Here is an 18,770-nt window from a genome sequence, read left to right as displayed (position 1 = left end):
ACCGGGCCGGACCGCCCTGGGGCCCGCCCCGCGTCGCGCGGCCGCGCGGCCGGCGCGGCCGGGTCAGGGGACGTCGGCCTGGACCAGCGTCCCGCCGCCGCGCACCCGCAGCGCGCCGTCGGACGCCGGGACGAACGCCGCCTGGCCCCGGGTCAGCGTGAGCGCGCCGTCGTTCCGCGAGGACACCGTCATCCGGCCCTCCAGGCAGAGCAGGACGCGGGGACCGCGGCCCGGCAGCGGGTGCTCGTGGCCGTCGTCGACGCGGGTGACCGACAGCTCGAAGTCGTCCACCGGGGCGTAGTAGGCCCGCGTGGCGCCGTGGAACTTCTCCGGGGCGATCCGGATCGGCGGCGCGGCGACGTAGTCCACGTTGCGGAGCAGCTCGTCGACGTCCACGTGCTTGGGCGTGAGGCCGGCGCGCAGCACGTTGTCCGAGGACGCCATGATCTCGACGCCGAGCCCCTTGAGGTAGGCGTGCACCCCGCCGGCGGGCACGAACAGCGCGTCGCCGGGCTGCAGCGTCACCGGGTTGAGCAGCAGCGAGGTGACGACCCCCGGGTCACCCGGGTACGCCTCCTGCAGCCGGACCACGGTGCGGTCGGCGCGCGGGGACACCGAGCCGGCCTCGAGCCGTGCGGCGCAGGCGACGGCGACCTCGCCGACCTCCTCCGGGGACGGGCGCGTCTCGGGGCGCAGCAGGCGGGTGAACACGGCCTCGATGCCGGCGGCGGACGGCTGCTCGGCGAGCATCGCGCGCAGGTCCTTGGCGAGCGGCGCGTCCAGGCCCTCGAGCAGCTCGGCCGCCCGGCGCGGCGCGCGGAACCCGCACACCGCCTCGAACCGGGTGAGCGCGTAGACCAGCTCGGGCTTGTGGTTCCGGTCGCGGAAGTTGCGGTGCGGCGCGTCCAGGGGGACCCCGGCGGCCTCCTCCTCGGCGAACCCCTCGCGAGCGCGGGCGACGTGGGGGTGCACCTGGAGGGACAGCGGCGTCTCCGCGGCGATGACCTTGAGCAGGTACGGCAGCGTGGCGCCGAACCGCGCCTCCACGTCCTCGCCCAGCACGCGGGCGGGGTCCGCCGCGATCACCTCGGGCATCGAGGCGCCCGGGGTGCCGTCCTCCTGCACGCAGTGCGACGGTGCGCTGCTGTGCGCCCCGAACCACGCCTCGGCGACCGGCTCCCCGGTCGCCTCGGTCCCGAGCAGCGTCGGGATCGCGGTGGGCGAGCCCCAGGCGTAGTGCTGGATGGCGTTCGTCAGGCGGTACATGGTCCCTCGTGGGGTGCGGCGGCAGGGCGTCCCGATGCTACCCAACGCCCCCTCGAGCCGGGGCGGCTGCCCGGCCCGGCGCGTCAGCCCCGCCCGATGCGCAGCACCGACGTCTCGCGCGGGTACGGCAGCGACGGCACCCAGCCGCGGATGCGCTGCACGTGCAGCCCGCTGCCCTCCAGGCCCGCGGCGTACCGCGGCCGCTGGGTGTCGTCGAACAGCACGATGCCGCCGGGGGCGAGCCGCTTCGCGGCGTGCTGCAGGCACGCCACCCGGGCGCGCCCGTCCACGACCACCAGGTCGAACTCCCCCGGGACGTCGTCGATGCTCGCGACGTAGCCGGCGTAGTCGTTGCCCTCCTCGCCGCCGCGCTCGGACGGCACCACGGGCACGTCGCCGGTCGTCGGCGGCACCTCGTGCAGCGTGACCGTGCCGTCGAGACCGGCCTCCGCGAGCACGCGGCGCATCACCCCGGCGAACCCGGCGTGGTGCTCGACGCTGTGCACCTCCGCCGCGCGCCGGCCCAGCCAGACCGAGCTCGCGCCGGAGCCGTACTCGAACACGCGGGCCCGCCCGTCGAGCGCGGCGAGGTGCTCGGCGACCGCGTCGATCGCGCCGTAGGTCCACCACGGCTGGTCCAGGACGACCAGGTCCTCGACGTCGTGGATCGCGAACAGCGTCCGCAGGTGCCCGCCGACGCTGCGCGGCGCCTCCCGGTACCGCCGGTCCAGCCGGTCGTACACGCCCGTGCGGCGCGCGGCCTCACGCACGGCGCGCGAGGTCGAGACGTAGGCGGAGCGGGCGATCTGTCCGGTGCCGGGCACGCCGGACCTCCTCGGTGTGGCTGAGTGCGGGTCGCGCCCACCCTAGGCGATCGGCCCGTCCCCCTATCCTCGTGCGGTGCGATCCAGGCGAGCAGTGGTGGGGGCGGTGTTCTTCGCGGTCGCGCTGGCGCTGCTCGTGTGGTCGGTGCTGGGGCGCCGCGACGAGCTCGGCGACGCCCTGACCCGGCTGGACGCGGGCACCGTCGCGCTGGCCCTCGTGCTCGCCTGCGCGGGCCTGGTGGCGCAGATGCTGTCCTGGCGCAGCCTGCTGGCCGCGACCGGCGACGCGCCGCCCCTGGGCGCCGCCGCCCGGATCTACTACCACGGGCAGCTCGGGAAGTACGTCCCGGGCAGCGTGTGGGCCGTCGTGGCGCAGGCCGAGCTGGGCCGGGCGCACCGCGTGACCCGCGCGCGCAGCGCCGTGGTGGCCCTCGCCGCCCTGGCCGTGCTGCTCGTCGTCGGCGGCGCCGTGGCCGTCGTCGGGCTCGCCGCGGCCTCCCCCGGCTCGCTGTCCACCTACTGGTGGGCGATCGCGGTGGTGCCGCTCGGGATCGTCGGCCTGCTCCCGCCGGTGTTCAACCGGCTGGTCGCGCTCGCCCTGCGCCTGATGCGCCGCGGCGACGACCCGGTGCGCGTCGGCGGCCCCGGCCTCGCCCGGTCCGCGGCCTGGGCCCTGGTGATGTGGCTGCTGTTCGGTGCCCACGCCGCCGTGCTGGTGGCGGACCTGGCGCCCGGCGACCCCGGCCGCGCCGCCGTGCTCGGCACGGGGGCGTTCGCGCTCGCCTGGGTGGTCGGCTTCCTCGTCGTCGTCGCGCCCGCCGGCACCGGTCCCCGCGAGGCCGCGCTGGTGCTGGCCCTGGCCCCCCTGCTGCCCTCGGCCGACGCCCTGCTGGTCGCGCTGGTCAGCCGCGTCCTCATGGTCGTCGCGGACGCCGGGGCCGCGGGCGTCGCGGCGCTCCTCGCCCGCCGGGGCCCGGCCCGCTCCCCCGCCGAGACCCCGGCGGTCCCGGCTACGCCGCCTGACCCGGGCCCGGGTACTGGATCTGCTTGATCCGCTCGAGCTGCTCCTCGAGCAGCGTGCGGTTGGTCCGCAGCAGGTCCGAGAGGATGCCGAGCGCCACCGAGAGCAGGGCGGCCACCGCCATGATCGCCGCGAAGATCAGCGACTGGACGTTGCCGTCGCTCTCGCTCGGCCCGAAGTGCAGCACCAGGAACCGGACCGCCGGGAACAGCGCCAGGACGCCGAACAGCACGGCGAACCACGCGAACAGCACGTACGGCTTGAACATGAGGTAGCTGCGCACGATCGCCGACCCGGACTTCGCCATGTGGTGGAAGATGTTCCGGAACAGCCGGGACTCGCGGGTCTTCGCGTTGGTGGTCACCGGGATCGACGCGATCCGCAGCCGCTTGTGCCCCGCCTGGATGATCGTCTCCATGCAGTAGGAGAACTCGGTCACCACGTTCAGCCGGATGAGCGCGGCGCGGGAGTACGCACGGAAGCCGCTCGCGGCGTCCGGCAGGTGGGTGTCGGCGGCGAAGTTCACCACGCCGCTGCCGACCCGCTGCATGAGCTTCTTGAACGGCGAGAAGTGCGCGATGGTCGCCGTCTGCCGGTCCGCGATCACGATGTCCGCGCGGCCCTCGACGACCGGGGCCACCAGGTCGGGGATCCGGTCCTGCGGGTACTGGTTGTCCCCGTCCGTGTTCACCACGACGTCGGCACCGTGGGCGAGCGCGTAGTCCACGCCGTCGCGGAACGAGCGGGCCAGCCCCTGGTTCCGTGAGTGCTGGACGACGTGCCGCACCCCGTGCGCGCGGGCCACCTCGACCGTGCGGTCGGTCGACCCGTCGTCGATGACGAGGATCTCCAGCTCGTCCACCCCGGGGATCTCCCGCGGGATGGAGGCGAGCACCGCGGGCAGGGTGGCCTCCTCGTTGAGGCACGGGATCTGGACGAAGACCTTCATGGAGCATCCTGACGCAGGAGGGAGGGGCGAAGAGGACGTGGTGAACCTATCTCAGCCCGGCGTGCGCACCTGAGGCGGTCACCGCAGCTGCTGCCGGACCCCTCCCGCGCCCCCGTCCACGGCGGCGTCGCCGCACGCGTAGGGCAGGCGCTGGAGCGCGGCGGGCACGGTCGCGCGCCAGGCGTCGACCTCGAACTCGACGGTCCGCCACCGGTCCGGCTCGTGCCGCTGCGGCAGGACCCGCCAGCTGCCGCGGACCGTCCCGAGGTGCAGCAGCGCGACGTCGGACCCGTCCAGGCGCTCGCCGAGACCCGGCCCGCCGCGGCGCACCTCGAGCACCGTCAGGTCGTCGCCGTCGGCGCACGTCGCGGCCCGCCGGAGCCGCCCCTCGCCCGCCGGCGCGTCCGGCTCGAAGTCACCGACGTCCAGGTCCACCACGTCCAGGCCCGAGGTGACGGCGAGCGGCACGGCGAACGCCATCCAGGTGTTGGGGAAGAAGTAGTCGGCGATCTCGTCGTCGCCGGCCGCGGCCCAGACGACCGGCGCACCCTCCGCGAGCGCCACCTCCGCGAGGTCCTCGGCGAGCGCCCGCGCGCCACGCAGGAACGCGTCGCCGTTCGCGTGCCGCAGGCCCGGCGCCGACCAGGCGACGACCGCGACCGCGGCCGCCGCCGCGACCGGGGCCGCCACCGCCGGGGCCGGCAGGCCGTCGACCCGCACCCGCCGGAGCCCCGCCGCCGCCGCCCGCGACCCCTGGTGCAGGGCGACCGCCCCGAGCAGGACCAGGCACGGCAGCACCTCGCTGACGAGGTACCGGTCCCAGTAGAGGTAGAACGCGTGCTCGCGCGGCTCCCCCAGGCGGGCGTCCTGCAGCACCAGGTAGAGCAGCACGGTGGCCACGCCGACGAGGAGCACCGGCCGGGCGGCCTCGTCGGGGAGCCACCGCGCGCCCGCGGCGCCCAGCACGCCCGCCGCGCACAGCCACACCCCGAGCCGGCCCGCGATGCGCCACACGTCGCCGTCCTGCACGGCCAGGACCACCAGCAGGCCGGCGAGCGCCACCGCGGCGGCGAGCAGCACCACCGTCTCCGACCGGCGGGACGGGGCCCCCGGTGAGGCCGTCGCCCGGCGCGACACCCGGGCACCGAGCGCGGGCACGGCCGTGCACACCACCGCGACGACGACGAGCAGCAGCGCGGCCGTGCGCGCCGACCCGTCGAGCACCCCGAGGTCACCGAGGACCGCGAGCGCGCGCGCCGGGAGGAACAGCGGGAGCTGCATGTCCACGTAGTACGCCGGGATCACGGCGATGCCGTACCAGTAGCCGACGGCCGAGCCGGCCACCGCCGCCGCGGACACCCCCGACCACGCGCCGGCGAACCGCCGCCAGGCGGGCACCGCGAGCACCGCCACCAGCACGGCGAGCACCGGCAGAAGCAGCAGCGGCCCGTTGGCCCGCAGCAGGCAGAGCGCGACCACCACGACCCCGCCGGCCAGCACGTGGGGCCACCGCGCGGCGCGCGTGGGGGCCGTCAGGGCGCGGTGCGCCGTCAGCAGCCACACGACGAGGAACGGCGCCGCCAGGGACTCGCTCGCCGGGAACGTCGCGAACCACACGGCGTGCCCGTGGACCGCGACCACCGCGCCCGCGGCCAGCACCGCCCACGGGCCGACGCCCAGCTGCTGCGCCAGCCGCGCCAGCGCCAGCACCAGCACCAGGCCGACCACCGCCATGCCCGCCGTCGCGTGCGCCGTGCCCAGCAGGGTCGCGCCCACCGCCAGGTACGCCGGCAGCAGCGGCGGCCAGGTCGCCTCCAGCGCGCCGGTGCGCGCGAGCTCGTTCGCCCAGTTCACGTACGCACCCATGTCGCCGACCCACGGCACGAACTCCACCTCGCGCAGGCGCAGCACCGCCGCGGCCACCAGCACGGCGCACCACAGCACGCCACGGACGACCCCGTCCCGCCCCGGCCGTCCGGGGTTCCGGGGCAGCCCCGCCCGCCCGCGCCGCAGGACCGCGACCGCGGCGGCGCCCCAGGCGACCGCCGGCAGCACGGCGCCCGCGACCCCCCACCACGCCCACAACGTCACGGCCAGCGGCAGCGCGACGACGCCGAGCAGCAGCGCGTCCACCCCGGCCGCGACCCAGCCGTCCCGGGCACGCCGGAGCGCGACCGCGAACGGCAGCCCGCAGAGCAGCATCAGGGCGCCGAGCAGGACGGTCGCGACGGCCACGGCACGCACGGTCGGGGGTCTCCTCGCCGGTCAGGGAGCCCGCGCGCCGGGGTGCAGCGGACCGCGAGCAGAACGCGGTGGACGTTACGGCCGGGTGCGCGCCACCCACCGCCGCCACCGGTCCCCTACCCGGGCCGGTCGCCGGATCGGCCCCACGGGCCGCGTCCATGCAGCACAATGGGCGACCATGCGCGGCATCATCCTCGCGGGAGGCTCCGGCACCCGCCTGCACCCGATCACCCTCGGCGTGAGCAAGCAGCTGGTCCCGGTCTACGACAAGCCGATGATCTACTACCCGCTGTCCACCCTCATGCTCGCGGGCATCAAGGACGTGCTGGTGATCACGACGCCGCACGACGCGGAGCAGTTCCACCGCCTGCTGGGCGACGGCTCGCAGTTCGGCATCTCGATCAGCTACACCGTCCAGGCGGAGCCGAACGGGCTCGCCCAGGCGTTCGTGCTGGGCGCCGACTTCGTCGGCGGCGACTCGGCCGCCCTGGTGCTGGGCGACAACATCTTCTACGGCCCCGGCCTCGGCTCCCAGCTCACCCGGTTCGAGGACATCGAGGGCGCCGCCGTCTTCGCCTACCGGGTCGCCGACCCCACCGCCTACGGCGTCGTGGAGTTCGACGCCCAGGGCCGCGCGCTGTCCCTCGAGGAGAAGCCCGCCCAGCCGAAGTCCTCGTACGCGGTCCCGGGCCTGTACTTCTACGACAACGACGTCGTGGCGATCGCCAAGGACCTGCAGCCGTCCGCGCGCGGCGAGTACGAGATCACCGACGTCAACCGGCACTACCTCGAGCAGGGCCGCCTGCAGGTCGAGGTCCTCCCCCGCGGGACCGCCTGGCTGGACACCGGCACCTTCGACTCGCTGCTCGAGGCCTCGGACTACGTCCGCACGATCGAGTCCCGGCAGGGGCTCAAGATCGGCGCGCCCGAGGAGGTCGCCTGGCGCCGCGGGTTCCTGTCCGACGACGACCTGCGGGTGCGGGCCGAGAAGCTGGTGAAGTCCGGGTACGGGACGTACCTGCTGTCGCTGCTGGTCGAGGACGACGCCGCCCGGTCCTGACGCGAGGCGCCCGGCGGCACGAGCGCCGGGCGCTACACCGGCGCTGCGATCTGGCCGGGCTCGGGCTCGCGGTGCGCGGAGGGCGTCCCGCCAGCAGTGTCCCGGCGCGACCGGGTGAGCCGGCGGCCGAGGGAGATCGACGGGCGCTCGACCGCCCGGTAGAAGCCCTCCGTCACCGCGGCGGTAGCGATCAACGCCGCCAGGAGGGCCCACCGGTAGGCGACCCCCTCGCGCGTCACGACGTCGAGCACGAACAGGCCGACGATGCCGTGCACGAGGTACAGGGTGTAGCTGCGCGCGGCCACGACGTCGACCCACCGGGCCGGCCTGATCCGACCCTCGCAGAGAACTGCGAGCACGAAGAGCAGCAGAGCGACGCTGAGGCTGGACCCGTACGAGCTCTCGGGCGTCAGGAACGTCGGCTGCGTGCGCTCGACCCCCCAGACGAACACCAGCCAGGCGGCGAGGGCGAGGAGGCCGCCGACCCACACCGGCGTGCGGCGCTGGCTGACCAGGTACACGACGTGCCCGACCACCAGGACCGGGACGTACGAGACCGAGACGCTGAGCAGGAAGAACCCGTCACCGAGAGAGCGTCCGAGGAGGCCCACCGCGACGACCACGGCCAGGATCACCACGGTGGCGAGCCAGTCCGGCCGGGCGCTCTTGAGCAGCGGCCCGACCGCCCACAGCATCGCGTAGAAGACCAGCTCGATGACGAGCGTCCAGGCGACGCCCACCACCACGACCTGGGGGACCGAGACGTAGGTGACGAGCGTCATCGCCTTCAGGACGGCCGCCGGCGTGAGCGCGTCCCACGCCTCGGACCCCATGCCGAGCTCTGCCTGCGCCCACGCCACCGCGACGGCGAGCAGGACCGCGGCGACCAGCGGCGGGTACACCCGGGTGAGCCGGCGCAGGACGAACGTGCGGCCGTCCTCACGGGCGGCGGCCCGCGTCACCACGAATCCGCTGATGAGGAAGAACAGCGCGACACCGAGGAACCCGGCGTGCTGGATCAGGTTCAGCGGCCCGAGGACGAAGCGCTCGACGAGGTCGGACGGCGCCCACTGGAGCCCGCGCTGGGCCAGCCACTGCCCGACGAGGTGGTCCCAGACCACCAGGAGCGCGGCGGCACCGCGGAGCTGGTTCACGAGCGAGAAGTACCCGCCCCGGGTCGGCGGCTCGGCCAGCACCACAGTTGTCCCCCGACATCAGGCCCCGAGAGGCGGATCGACGCCCACCAGGACCTCGCGCAGGCGGCCCGAGCATACAAGCGGACGACCAGGTCGGTGGCGGCCGTGGATCCGGGTGCTGGTCGGCCGCGGGACGCGGCTAGGCTCGGCGGACCGTCCTCGCGCCACCCGCGGGTGCCCGCGCGCGCACGTCCAGGGACGGCCCACAGCCAACGGAGGGTAGGACGTCGTGACGAGCAGCCTGGGCGAGGCGGCGACCGTGCTGGCGGTGGCCGTGGTCGCCACCGGCTACCTGCTCGTGGTCGGCGCGCCGCTTCGGCTGGTGCTCGAGCGGGTGGCGCGGCCCGTGCGCGGCCTCGGCCCGACGCTCGGGCTCGGCCTGGCGGCGACGGCCGTCGTGGTCACGCCGTCGTACGTCCTCGCGGGCGACGCCGTGCTGCCGGTGCTGCCGCTGGCCGGTGCGGCGCTCGTCGTGCTCGCCGTGCTCGCGCTGCTGGAGGCGCGCCCTTCGCGCGGGCGTCGGCGCCTCGGCCGGATGGGAGCGTGGCGCGCCCTGCTGCCCACCCGGTGGGACGCCGTGGCCCTGGCGGCGACCGTGGTGGTCCTGGCCCCGCTGCTCGCGCACGGCCTCGTGTACTGGACCGCGCTCGCGAACGACTTCCCCAACTACGCCGCGTCCGCCGACGTCTGGATCGCGGATTCCGGGCACGGCGCCGCACCCTTCCTGGACACGCACCCCGACCCCTTCGGGGCGTTCCAGGTGAACCGCGCCGGGTACGAGAAGCCGATGGTGACGGCGATGCTGGTCGCGGTCTCGGTCGTGACCCGGACCCCTGCGGCGGCGCTGCTCGCGCCGATGGTCGCCGTCTCGTTCTTCGCGCTCGTCGCCACGCTGCTGCCGCTGGTCGCGCGGACGCTGCGGATCGGCACCGCGACCGCGACGCTCGTCGTACTGGTGCCGACGTTCTCGATCCTGCCGATGTCGCGGGTGTTCGACGCCCAGCTGGGGCAGACGGTGGCGGTCGCCCTGGTCGCGGTGCTCCTCGCGGTCCTGGTGGCGCCGCCGCGCGGACCTGGAGCCGCGCGGCGCGCGCTCCACGGGGTGGTCGCGGGCGCGCTCGCGGCCGCGACCGTCGGGAGCAACGCGACGCTCGTGCTCGGGACGGGGGTCGGCACGGTCGCGCTGCTCGGGTGGCTGGTGGCGGTGCGCGGGCAGGCCTGGCGCCCGGTCGTCCGCACGACCGCGGTCGCCGCCCTCGTCGCGATCGCGGTGAGCGTCCCCGTCCTCGGGTGGTACGCCAGCTCCCTGCGGAACCAGACGACCGGCGAGGTCGGTTACGAGATCCCGCTCGCGAGCCCGCTCGCCCTGATCGGGATGCAGGTGGACCTGCGGTCCGCTCCGCCACTCGGCCAGGCGCTCGTGGGGTGGGGCGTGCTCACCCTCGCCGGTGCCCTCGGCTACCTGGCGTGGAAGCGGCACCGGCCGGGGATCCCCGCCACCGGCGCGCTCATCTGCGCGACCGCCGCGAACGGCGCTCTGATCGTCCTGGTCAACGGCTTCACCGGCTACTCGACGCACAAGTGGCTCGCCGTGGTGGTCGCACTGATCGTCCCGTTCGTCCTCGCCCGGCTCGCGACGCTGGTCCCCGCGGCGGCGCGCCGCTGGTCGACCGCGTTCCTCGCCGCCCTGGCGGCGGGCAGCACCGCGCTCGCCGTGGTCGCCGCGACCACGGTCCCCGTGGTCGTCCCCGCGGCGGCATTCGGCCTCGCCGACGACTCCCGCCTGCAGCTCGACGCGGTCAACGTGCGGCTCGGGGACATCTACCAGGACTCTCTGGTCCCCCTCCTCCTACCGGCCGACCGTGTGGTCGCGGCGGGCCGGACCTACGCGCAGAGCGGGGCGCCGATCGGCAGCACGTTCCTCCTGCCCGCCCGGGACGCCGAGGTGTGGCCGACCACCCGGTCCGAGGACCTCGCCGGGGAGTACGTGCTCGCTGAGGTCGACCTCGCACTCGGCGCGGGGACAGTCGCGTTCAGCGCCGAGCACCCCGCCACCGAGCGCTTCCTCTACGGCCGGTGGGGCGAACTGGAGGGGTCCGGCGTGTGGTCGACCGGTCGATCGACCCGGGTCGTCTTCGACGTGGCCGACGAGCTGCGGGGCGCGGACCTCGTGCTCACGCTCACCGGCGCGCGGTTCGCCGACGCCGCCCAGCCGCGGGAGCTGCGCGTGGTCGCCGACGGTGACGTGGTGGCCGAGCACACCTTCCGGTCGGCGTTCGCCACGACCGCCCTCGAGGTCCCGGTCCCGACGGAGCTGGTCGAGGCCGGCGACGGGCGCGTCGCGCTGACGCTCGAGACGCCGGCCCCGCTCTCACCCGCCGACGTGGGTCAGGAGGACACGCGCACGCTCGCCTACTGGCTCGCGTCCATCTCGCTGCGCAGCCTCGACGCGCCGGAGCAGCCACCGGGGTCGTGACGCCCGCGGTACACTCGCCCGGCCGCGCCACCACCGCCTGGGCACGCGGCAGCCCGCGCCCTCAGCGCCGACGGCATCTCTGGAGGATCAGGTTCGTGACGCGTCGCCATGCCGTCTGCACCATCGTCGCCCGCAACTACATCGCCCAGGCCCGGGTCCTCGCCCGGTCCTTCGTCGCCCACAACCCGGACGCCCACTTCGCCACGTTGATCATCGACGGCGACGAGGAGGACCGGTCGCTGACCGGGCTCGGTGCCGTGGTTCTCCCGGCCGACCTGGGCCTGGACCCCGACGTGCTCGACTCGATGCACGTGATGTACGACGTGATGGAGTACGCCACCGCGCTCAAGCCCGCCATGCTGATGCACCTGCACCGGTCCGGCGCGGCGTCCGCGAGCTACTTCGACCCCGACATCCGGGTGTACGGAGACCTGGGAGACGTCTTCGAGGCCGCCGTCCAGCACGGCGTGGCACTCACGCCGCACGCGCTGGCGCCGCTGCCGCGGGACGGCAAGCGCCTCACCGAGTCGGACATCATGCACTCGGGCATGTACAACCTCGGCTTCATCGCCACCGGTGGCTCGGCCTACCGGTTCCTCACCTGGTGGCACGAGCGCCTGACGACGGACGCCGTCGTGGACCTCGGCAACGCGCTGTTCACCGACCAGCGGTGGATCGACTGGGCGCCGTCGTTCGAGGCGGTCGAGATCCTGCGCGACCAGGGCCTGAACGCCGCCTACTGGAACCTGCACGAGCGGGAGATCACCAGGGGCGAGGACGGCGGCTGGCGCGCCGGCGACCGGCCGCTGCGGTTCTTCCACTTCAGCGGGTACGACCCGGCCAAGCCGTGGCTGCTGTCGAAGCACCTCGGGCCGATGCCGCGGACCCTGCTGAGCGAGCACCCGGACCTGCGAGCGCTGTGCGACGAGTACGGCGCCGAGCTCGTCGAGCTCGACCACGTGACGCTGCGCAAGAACCCGTACCGGAACGACCGCACCCCGGACGGCCTCCGGCTGACGTCGCTCGTCCGGCGGATGTACCGCGACTCCGTGGTCAGCCAGGACCGCACCGCGGTGCCCGCGCCGAACCCGCTGCGCGAGCCGGCGGAGTTCCGCGAGTGGCTGACCGGCCCGACGTTGCACGTGGACCACCTGGCGTTCAGCCGGTTCGAGTACGCGATCTGGCGGATGCGCGAGGACCTGCAGCGCGCGTTCCCCGCGCCGCTCGGCGCCGACGCGCAGCACTTCCGCAACTGGCTCGACGCCGACCCCGGCGCGCTGGAGCTCATCGGGAGCCTGGGCCCGGCGCCCCGTGACGAGCCGGGTCGCACCGGCCGGGCGCGGTCGGCACGACCGGGCGAGGCCGAGTTCGGCTGGAGCCTGATCGGCTACGCGCGCGCCGAGCTCGGCGTCGGCGAGGCCGGTCGCCGGCTAGGTCAGGCGGTCGCCCGCACAGGCGTGCCGTGGGAGATGGTCGGCGTCACACAGGGCCCCCAGTCCCGCCAGCAGCACCGCTACCAGGGCCGGATCGCGGACCGTCCGCGCTACGTGAACTCGGTCCTGTGCGTGAACGCGGACCAGACGCCGCTGCTCGCGGGCCGGCTCAACCTCGGGCGCGGCGGCGGGGTCCGGGTCGGCTACTGGTTCTGGGAGCTCGAGGACTTCCCGGCGACCTTCGACCGCGCGTTCGACCACGTCGACGAGGTCTGGGTCTCCACGACGTTCAACCAGCGAGCGGTGGCCGCGCGCACCGGCAAGCCCGTGCGCGTGGTCCCGTTGCCGATCACCGCCCCCCGGGAGCCGACGCTGCTGCGGCGGCACCACCTGGGGCTGCCCGAGGACCGCACGGTGTTCCTGGCCAACTTCGACTTCCTCTCGGTGATGGCGCGCAAGAACCCGCTGGGCGCGATCGAGGCCTACCGCGCCGCCTTCGGCCCGGACGACGGCGCCGTCCTGGTGGTGAAGTCGATCAACGGCCACCTGCGCCCGACGGAGCGGGAGCGTCTGCGCCTCGCGACCCTCGACCGGCCCGACATCGTCCTGCGCGACGGGTACCTCACCGCGCACGAGATGCGCGCGCTGACCGAGCTCGTGGACTGCGTCGTCTCGGTGCACCGGTCGGAGGGCTTCGGCCTGAACCTGGCCGACGCCATGGCCGCCGGCACGCCCGTGGTCGCCACGGCCTACTCCGGGAACATGGACTTCATGACCGAGGACACCGCGTTCCTCGTGCCGTACAACCTCACCGAGGTCGGGCCGGACGCCGACCCGTACGACCCCGAGGCGCTGTGGGCGGATCCCGACCTCGCGCTGGCGGCCGCCGCCATGCGGTCGGTGCACGACGACCGCGCCGGCGCCGCGGCTGTCGCCACGCGCGCCCGCGCGCACATCGAGCAGTTCTCCGTCGACGCGGTCGCCCGCGCGGTGACCCCGCTGCTCACCCGTTTCCCCGCGTTCGCCCCCCACGAGGTAGGTGCCCGATGAAGATTGTCCTGCTCGGAGACGTCGGCTCCGCCGGCGGTTACCACGCCGGCGACGAGGCCATGGCGGAGGCCGTCGCGGACGAGCTCGCGGCACGCACCGCCCTCGAGGTCGTCGCCCTGTCCGGGGACCAGGAGGACACGATCGCCCGCTACGGCTGGGGGACCGTGCCGCGCATCGGCTTCGCGGACATGGCGTCGGACGAGGAGCGCGACGCGCGCCTCGCCGCCGTGCTGGAGGCGGCGGGAGGCGAGTCGTCCGCCCTCGCGTGGGACGACCCTGCCTGGCAGGTGCTGCACGCCGTGGCCGAGGCCGACGGAGTGGTCATCTCCGGCGGTGGCAACCTGTCCTCGACCTGGCCTGAGCACGTCTACGAGCGCGCCGCGCTCGCCGGCCTCGCCGCACGGTTCGCGAAGCCGCACGTCGTCACGGGCCAGACGCTGGGCCCGCACCTGACAGCGCGGCACGGCGAGCTGGTGGGCCGCGTCCTCACGTCCGCCGCGCTGGTCGGCATCCGCGAAGCGCCGTCGTACGAGCTCGCCCGGCAGCTGGGCATGCCGGAGGACCGCCTGGCCCGCGTCGTCGACGACGCGGCCTACCTGGACACCGCGGCGGACACCGACGAGCTGCCCCCGGGGCCCTACATCGCTGCGACCTTCGCCCCGGCGACCGGGCTCTCGTCGCCGGAGGAGTACGTCGCCTCCGTCGCGGCGCTGCTCGACTCGGTGGCCGGGACCGAGCTGCGCGTCGTCCTCGTCCCCCACCACGCCACCCGGGGCGCGGACGGCCCCACGGGCGACCTCGCCGTGCACGAGGCGATCGCGCACGCCGTGACCACCGCCCGGGTGGACGTCCTGGAGCCGGTGACGGCCCGCCGGGCCGCCCGCCTGGTCGCTCACGCCGAGCTGGTCCTGAGCACCCGCTACCACCCCGTCGTGTTCGCGGCCGCAGCCGGCGTGCCGGCCGTCGGCGTCGGGGTCGACGCCTACACGTCCACCAAGATCCACGGCAGCCTGGAGAACTACGGCCTCGGGGCGCTCGCGTTCTCCGTCGCCTCGCTCGTCCGCGGCGAGCTCGCGGAGATCGTCGCCGACGTGCGGGCCCGGGCCGACGAGGTTCGCGCGCACCTCGCCACCGTCGACGCGACGCGCCGCCCCGAGCGCACCGTGTGGTGGGACGCGGTGCACGCGGCGCTCAGCGGCTCGCGGGTACCCGCGGTGCCGTTCGCCGAGGTGCCCTCGTTCGAGGACGGCCGCTGGTTCCCCGCCGCCACGGCGCTGCGCGAGTGGTCGGAGGTCGTGTCCGCCCGGTTCGAGGCGGAGCGCCTCGCGGGGACCGAGGAGCGTGACCGGGCCCGGGAGCTGGTGGCCCGGGTGGACGAGCTGGAGCGCGAGCGCGCCGACCTCGCCGCGGATCTGGCGCTGACCCGCGACGAGGTGGATACCCTGCGGATCGCGAACGAGGCGGCGCACGCTCTGGTGTCCGACCCCCTGCGCCCGCTCGCCACCTGGATGGAGGGCCTGCCCACCATCGAGTCCCTGCGCTCGGAGCTCGATGCGGTGTACTCGACGCGGACGTTCCGCATGCTGGAGCGGCCGCGCCGGATCTACGGCCGGCTCCGGCCGCGCTGAGCACGACGACGGCCCCGACCACGGAGGTCGGGGCCGTCGTCGTGTCCGTGGTCGGGCGCCTCGGTGCCGTCAGCGCGACGGTGCCGCGTGCCGGTCCCGGTTGCGCAGGTACACGATGAGCTCGGCGTGCAGTCCGAACAGCACGAGCTGGACGCCGACCACGACCAGCAGGACCGCCGCGATCAGCATCGGCCGGTTCCCGACCTGCTGCCCCGCCAGGCGCAGCACCAGCAGGTAGAGCAGCATCAGGCCCCCGATGCCGGACGACGCCGCCCCGACGCCGCCGAACAGGTGGGAAGGGCGGCTCTCGTAGGACATGAGGAACCGCACGGTCACGAGGTCGATGAAGCCGCGCCAGAACCGGGCGATCCCGTACTTGCTGGTCCCGTGCAGCCGGGCGTGGTGCTCGACCGGCACCTCCGCGACCCTGTAGCCGCGCCAGTGCGCGATCACCGTGAGGTACCGGTGCATCTCTCCGTACATCATCGGCGCCACGTCGCGCGCGACCGAGGCTCGCATCACCTTGTACCCGGAGTTGAAGTCGCGCCCCGGAGTCCGGGAAAGAAGGGAGGTCACCCTGTTGTAGAGCCGCGAGGTGTGCCGCTTCACGAAGCGGTCGCGTCGCACCGTACGTGCCCCGGTCACCAGGTCGTCCCCGGTGTCGAGCTGCTTGACCAGGCGGCGGAGCTCCCCGGGGTCGTCCTGACCGTCCGCGTCCATCATGACGATCACGTCAGCGCCGTGCTCGAGAGCCAGGCCGAAGCCCTCCTGGAGCGCGGCGGCCTTGCCCCGGTTGCGGCCGAACGACAGCAGCCGGACAGCCTCGCCGTGCTCGGCCGCGAGCGCCCGGACGGCGTCCGCGGTGCCGTCGGTCGACCCGTCGTCCACCACGAGGACGGCGCCGCCGCTCTCGAGCACCAGGCCCTGGGCGAGCACCGCGGGGACGACGACGGGGAGGTTCTCTGCTTCGTCCAGTGCGGGGATCACGACCCAGACGGGCCCCTCCGCGGTCACGCGAGGACCACCGGTGCCGCGGCCTGCCACCGCTCCGCCCAGTCCCGGATCGGCTCCACGCCCGCCGCCCGCAGCGCCTCGTGCCCGAGCACCGAGTACGCCGGGCGCGGCGCGGGCCGCTCGAACTTCTCCGAGGTCGTCTCCCGCACGATGGCCGGGTCCATCCCGGCGGCGGCGACGGCGGCCTGCGCGAACCCGTGCCAGGACGTCTCGCCCTGGGACGTGCCGTGGTACGTCCCGGCGGGTGCGCCCGCGGCGACCAGCCGCTCGACGAGGTCCGCGAGGTCGACGGTCCAGGTGGGCTGGCCGACCTGGTCGGCGACGACGTCGAGCCCGCCCCTCTCGGCGGCGACCCGCGCGATGGTCTTCGGGAAGCAGCTGCCGTGCGCGCCGTACAGCCAGGCGGTCCGCACGATCAGGTGGTCCGGCGCCTCGGCGCGCACGGCCCACTCCCCCGCGGCCTTGGTCCGGCCGTAGGCGGAGCGCGGCAGCAGCGGCGCGTCCTCGGCGTAGGGCTGCGTGGCGTGGCCGTCGAACACGTAGTCGGTCGAGATCTGCACGAGGCGGGCACCCGCGGTGCGCGCGGCCCGGGCCAGCAGCGCGGGACCGACGGCGTTGACCGCGAACGCCGTCTGCTCCTCGGTCTCCGCGGCGTCGACGGCGGTGTGCGCCGCGCAGTTCACCACCACGTCGTAGCCGACGGCGGCGTCGACCGTCGCGACCGGGTCCGTGATGTCGAGGGCGCCGCGGTCCACGCCCACCACCTCGTGCCCGCGGTCCCGCAGCAGCGGCACCAGGTCCTGCCCGAGCATGCCTGCCGCACCTGCGACCAACCAGCGCACGTCCACTCCTCGTCGTCGATCAACCGCCCGCAGCCTACCGGCGCGGCTAGGCTTCCTCCGGCCACTTCCGACGAGAGGACCCCCATGACCTACCGCGAGCTGTCCGTCCCCGGCGCCTGGGAGATCACCCCGGTGCAGCACGGCGACCCCCGGGGCGTGTTCCTCGAGGCGTTCCAGGGCGGCCCGTTCGCCGAGGCCACCGGCCACCGGTTCGACCTCCAGCAGGCCAACCTGTCCGTGTCCGCGGCGGGCGTGCTCCGGGGCATCCACTTCGCCGACGTGCCCCCCGGCCAGGCCAAGTACGTCACGTGCCCCAAGGGCGCGGTGCTCGACGTGGTCGTCGACATCCGCGTGGGCTCGCCGACGTTCGGGCAGTGGGACACCGTGCTGCTGGACGACGTCGACCGGCGCGCGATCTACCTGGGCGAGGGCCTCGGCCACGCGTTCTTCTCGCTGGAGGACGACTCGACGGTGATGTACCTGTGCTCGACGGGGTACTCCCCCGGGCGCGAGCACGGCATCCACCCGCTGGACCCGGAGATCGGCATCGTGTGGCCGACCACCGACCGGCACGGCAACCCGGTGACGCCGCAGCTGTCCACCAAGGACACCGCGGCGCCGACGCTGGCCGAGGCACGGGCGCAGGGCCTGCTGCCCGACCACGCGGCCGTCGCGGAGTACGTCGCGTCCCTCTGACGCCGGCGGGCGGCCGCCCGGTCAGCGCCGCGCGGCGGCCCGGTAGGCCGCCAGGTGCACCTCGGCCGCGGCGTCCCACGTGAAGGTCGCCGCCCGCTCCCGCGCCGCCGCACCCAGCTCGGCGCGGCGCGCGGGGTCGGCGAGCAGGTCCGCCAGCCCCGCGGCGATCGACGCCTCGTCGGTGCCGCAGTAGGCCACGGCGTCGCCGCCGACCTCGGGCAGCGACAGCTCACGGGTGGTGAGCACCGCCGCGCCGCAGGCCATCGCCTCCAGCACCGGCAGGCCGAATCCCTCGCCCAGGCTCGGGTACGCGACGACCGACGCGCCCGACAGGAAGCCCGGCAGGTCCTCGAACGGCAGGTAGCCCGGGCGCAGCGCGCGCAGGCCCGCGGGGACGGCGGCGAGCGCCGGGTCCACCTCGGTGTCCCAGCCGCGTCCCCCGGCGAGCACCAGCGCGGGCGCGGAGGCCGGCCGTTCCTGCGCGACCCGGGTCCAGGCCCGGACCAGGGCGGGGACGTTCTTGCGCGGCTCCAGGGTGCCGAGGAACGCGACGTACGGCTCGCCCTCGAGGCCCAGCGAGGCGGCGACGCGGGCGCGCTCCGCGTCGGGCACCGGGTGGAAGGTCCCGGTGTCCACCCCGTGGTAGGCGACGTGGAACCGGCCCTCGTCGCCACCCGCGTACCGGCGCACCTCGGCGCCGGTGGCCGCGGACGGCACGACGAGCTGGGCGCCGGAGCGCACCGCCCGGCGGATCCACCACCGGAAGAACCGGGCCTTCACCGGCGAGTGCAGCTCGGGGTGGCTGAAGAACGTGGCGTCGTGCAGCGTGACCACGACGGGCGCGCCCGGTCGCAGCGGCGCCGTGTAGTGCGGGCTGTGCAGGACGTCGGCGCGCCACCGGCGCACCAGGCGCGGCAGGCCGGCCTGCTCCCACGCGAGCCGCACGGGGCGGCGCTCGGCGGCCTCGGGGGCGGCGAGCACCTCGGCGTCGGGCAGCGCCGTCGCGAACCGCTCGACGTCGCGGGGCTGCGCGGCGACCGCGAGCCGCACGTCGAGCCGGGCCAGCGCGGG

Annotated in this window: 14 protein-coding genes; 6 read left to right on the top strand and 8 right to left on the bottom strand. The window is 75.1% G+C overall.

Annotation, left to right across the window (positions count from 1 at the left end; genetic code table 11):
• Positions 1 to 63: 63 nt before the first annotated feature.
• Together manA and FA014_RS09585 are read right to left on the bottom strand one after the other, a co-directional pair.
• A complete protein-coding gene (manA, locus tag FA014_RS09590) occupies positions 64 to 1,266 on the bottom strand; it encodes a mannose-6-phosphate isomerase, class I (RefSeq protein ID WP_154729464.1) in 1,203 nt (400 codons plus the stop codon).
• A gap of 83 nt (positions 1,267 to 1,349) precedes the next feature.
• Positions 1,350 to 2,090 (bottom strand): class I SAM-dependent methyltransferase, encoded by a 741-nt coding sequence (locus tag FA014_RS09585; protein ID WP_154729463.1) that lies wholly within the window; start codon positions 2,088 to 2,090, stop codon positions 1,350 to 1,352.
• A gap of 76 nt (positions 2,091 to 2,166) precedes the next feature.
• Between FA014_RS09585 and FA014_RS09580 the strand changes: the two genes are divergently transcribed.
• A complete protein-coding gene (locus tag FA014_RS09580; protein WP_195969229.1) occupies positions 2,167 to 3,141 on the top strand; it encodes a lysylphosphatidylglycerol synthase domain-containing protein in 975 nt (324 codons plus the stop codon).
• On the opposite strand, the gene FA014_RS09575 is transcribed toward FA014_RS09580, so the two are convergent.
• Entirely contained in the window at positions 3,101 to 4,060 is a 960-nt protein-coding gene (locus FA014_RS09575) for a glycosyltransferase family 2 protein (protein ID WP_154729461.1), read from the bottom strand. The genes FA014_RS09580 and FA014_RS09575 overlap by 41 nt on opposite strands.
• Before the next feature lie 78 nt (positions 4,061 to 4,138).
• On the bottom strand, positions 4,139 to 6,295 hold the full coding sequence (locus tag FA014_RS09570; RefSeq protein WP_154729460.1) for a hypothetical protein: 2,157 nt from the start codon (positions 6,293 to 6,295) through the stop codon (positions 4,139 to 4,141).
• 187 nt (positions 6,296 to 6,482) lie between these two features.
• Here FA014_RS09570 and rfbA point away from each other — a divergent pair, with 187 nt between their 5' ends.
• Entirely contained in the window at positions 6,483 to 7,364 is an 882-nt protein-coding gene (gene rfbA, locus FA014_RS09565) for a glucose-1-phosphate thymidylyltransferase RfbA (protein WP_154729459.1), read from the top strand.
• Positions 7,365 to 7,396: 32 nt separating this feature from the next.
• Here the strand turns inward: rfbA and FA014_RS09560 are convergent, their stop codons facing one another.
• The gene (locus tag FA014_RS09560; RefSeq protein ID WP_195969228.1) at positions 7,397 to 8,560 is read right to left on the bottom strand and encodes an acyltransferase family protein; all 1,164 of its coding nucleotides are present in this window, start codon (positions 8,558 to 8,560) and stop codon (positions 7,397 to 7,399) included.
• A gap of 229 nt (positions 8,561 to 8,789) precedes the next feature.
• On the opposite strand from FA014_RS09560, the gene FA014_RS09555 reads away from it, so the two are divergent.
• The 3 genes from FA014_RS09555 (at position 8,790) to FA014_RS09545 (ending at position 15,147) form a co-directional block, all read left to right on the top strand.
• Entirely contained in the window at positions 8,790 to 11,036 is a 2,247-nt protein-coding gene (locus FA014_RS09555) for a hypothetical protein (RefSeq protein ID WP_154729457.1), read from the top strand.
• Between the two features lie 95 nt (positions 11,037 to 11,131).
• On the top strand, positions 11,132 to 13,519 hold the full coding sequence (locus tag FA014_RS09550; protein WP_154729456.1) for a glycosyltransferase family 4 protein: 2,388 nt from the start codon (positions 11,132 to 11,134) through the stop codon (positions 13,517 to 13,519).
• On the top strand, positions 13,516 to 15,147 hold the full coding sequence (locus FA014_RS09545; protein WP_154729455.1) for a polysaccharide pyruvyl transferase family protein: 1,632 nt from the start codon (positions 13,516 to 13,518) through the stop codon (positions 15,145 to 15,147). Before FA014_RS09550 ends, FA014_RS09545 begins: the two co-directional genes overlap by 4 nt.
• Positions 15,148 to 15,216: 69 nt before the next feature.
• On the opposite strand, the gene FA014_RS09540 is transcribed toward FA014_RS09545, so the two are convergent.
• Together FA014_RS09540 and rfbD are read right to left on the bottom strand one after the other, a co-directional pair.
• Complete coding sequence (locus FA014_RS09540) at positions 15,217 to 16,134, bottom strand: glycosyltransferase family 2 protein (protein ID WP_195969227.1); 918 nt, start codon at positions 16,132 to 16,134, stop codon at positions 15,217 to 15,219.
• Positions 16,135 to 16,157: 23 nt separating this feature from the next.
• Entirely contained in the window at positions 16,158 to 17,003 is an 846-nt protein-coding gene (gene rfbD, locus FA014_RS09535) for a dTDP-4-dehydrorhamnose reductase (protein WP_154729453.1), read from the bottom strand.
• Between the two features lie 84 nt (positions 17,004 to 17,087).
• On the opposite strand from rfbD, the gene FA014_RS09530 reads away from it, so the two are divergent.
• A complete protein-coding gene (locus FA014_RS09530; protein WP_154729452.1) occupies positions 17,088 to 17,699 on the top strand; it encodes a dTDP-4-dehydrorhamnose 3,5-epimerase family protein in 612 nt (203 codons plus the stop codon).
• A gap of 21 nt (positions 17,700 to 17,720) precedes the next feature.
• Here the strand turns inward: FA014_RS09530 and FA014_RS09525 are convergent.
• A partial coding sequence (locus FA014_RS09525) for a glycosyltransferase family 4 protein (RefSeq protein ID WP_154729451.1) occupies positions 17,721 to 18,770 on the bottom strand: 1,050 nt, incomplete at its 5' end.

The organism is Cellulomonas hominis (genome assembly GCF_005239125.1).
In the GTDB taxonomy this organism is placed as follows: Bacteria; Actinomycetota; Actinomycetes; order Actinomycetales; family Cellulomonadaceae; genus Cellulomonas; species Cellulomonas hominis_A.
The sequence above is the reverse complement of the archived record's forward strand: the minus strand, read 5'-3'. Positions and strand labels throughout refer to the sequence as shown.

What these genes read in the sequence shown, in the direction of transcription:
- manA (WP_154729464.1), bottom strand. Translation starts at nt 1,266, where the DNA reads ATGTACCGCCTGACGAACGCCATCCAGCACTACGCCTGGGGCTCGCCC.
- FA014_RS09575 (WP_154729461.1), bottom strand. Translation starts at nt 4,060, where the DNA reads ATGAAGGTCTTCGTCCAGATCCCGTGCCTCAACGAGGAGGCCACCCTG.
- rfbA (WP_154729459.1), top strand. Translation starts at nt 6,483, where the DNA reads ATGCGCGGCATCATCCTCGCGGGAGGCTCCGGCACCCGCCTGCACCCG.
- FA014_RS09545 (WP_154729455.1), top strand. Translation starts at nt 13,516, where the DNA reads ATGAAGATTGTCCTGCTCGGAGACGTCGGCTCCGCCGGCGGTTACCAC.
- FA014_RS09530 (WP_154729452.1), top strand. Translation starts at nt 17,088, where the DNA reads ATGACCTACCGCGAGCTGTCCGTCCCCGGCGCCTGGGAGATCACCCCG.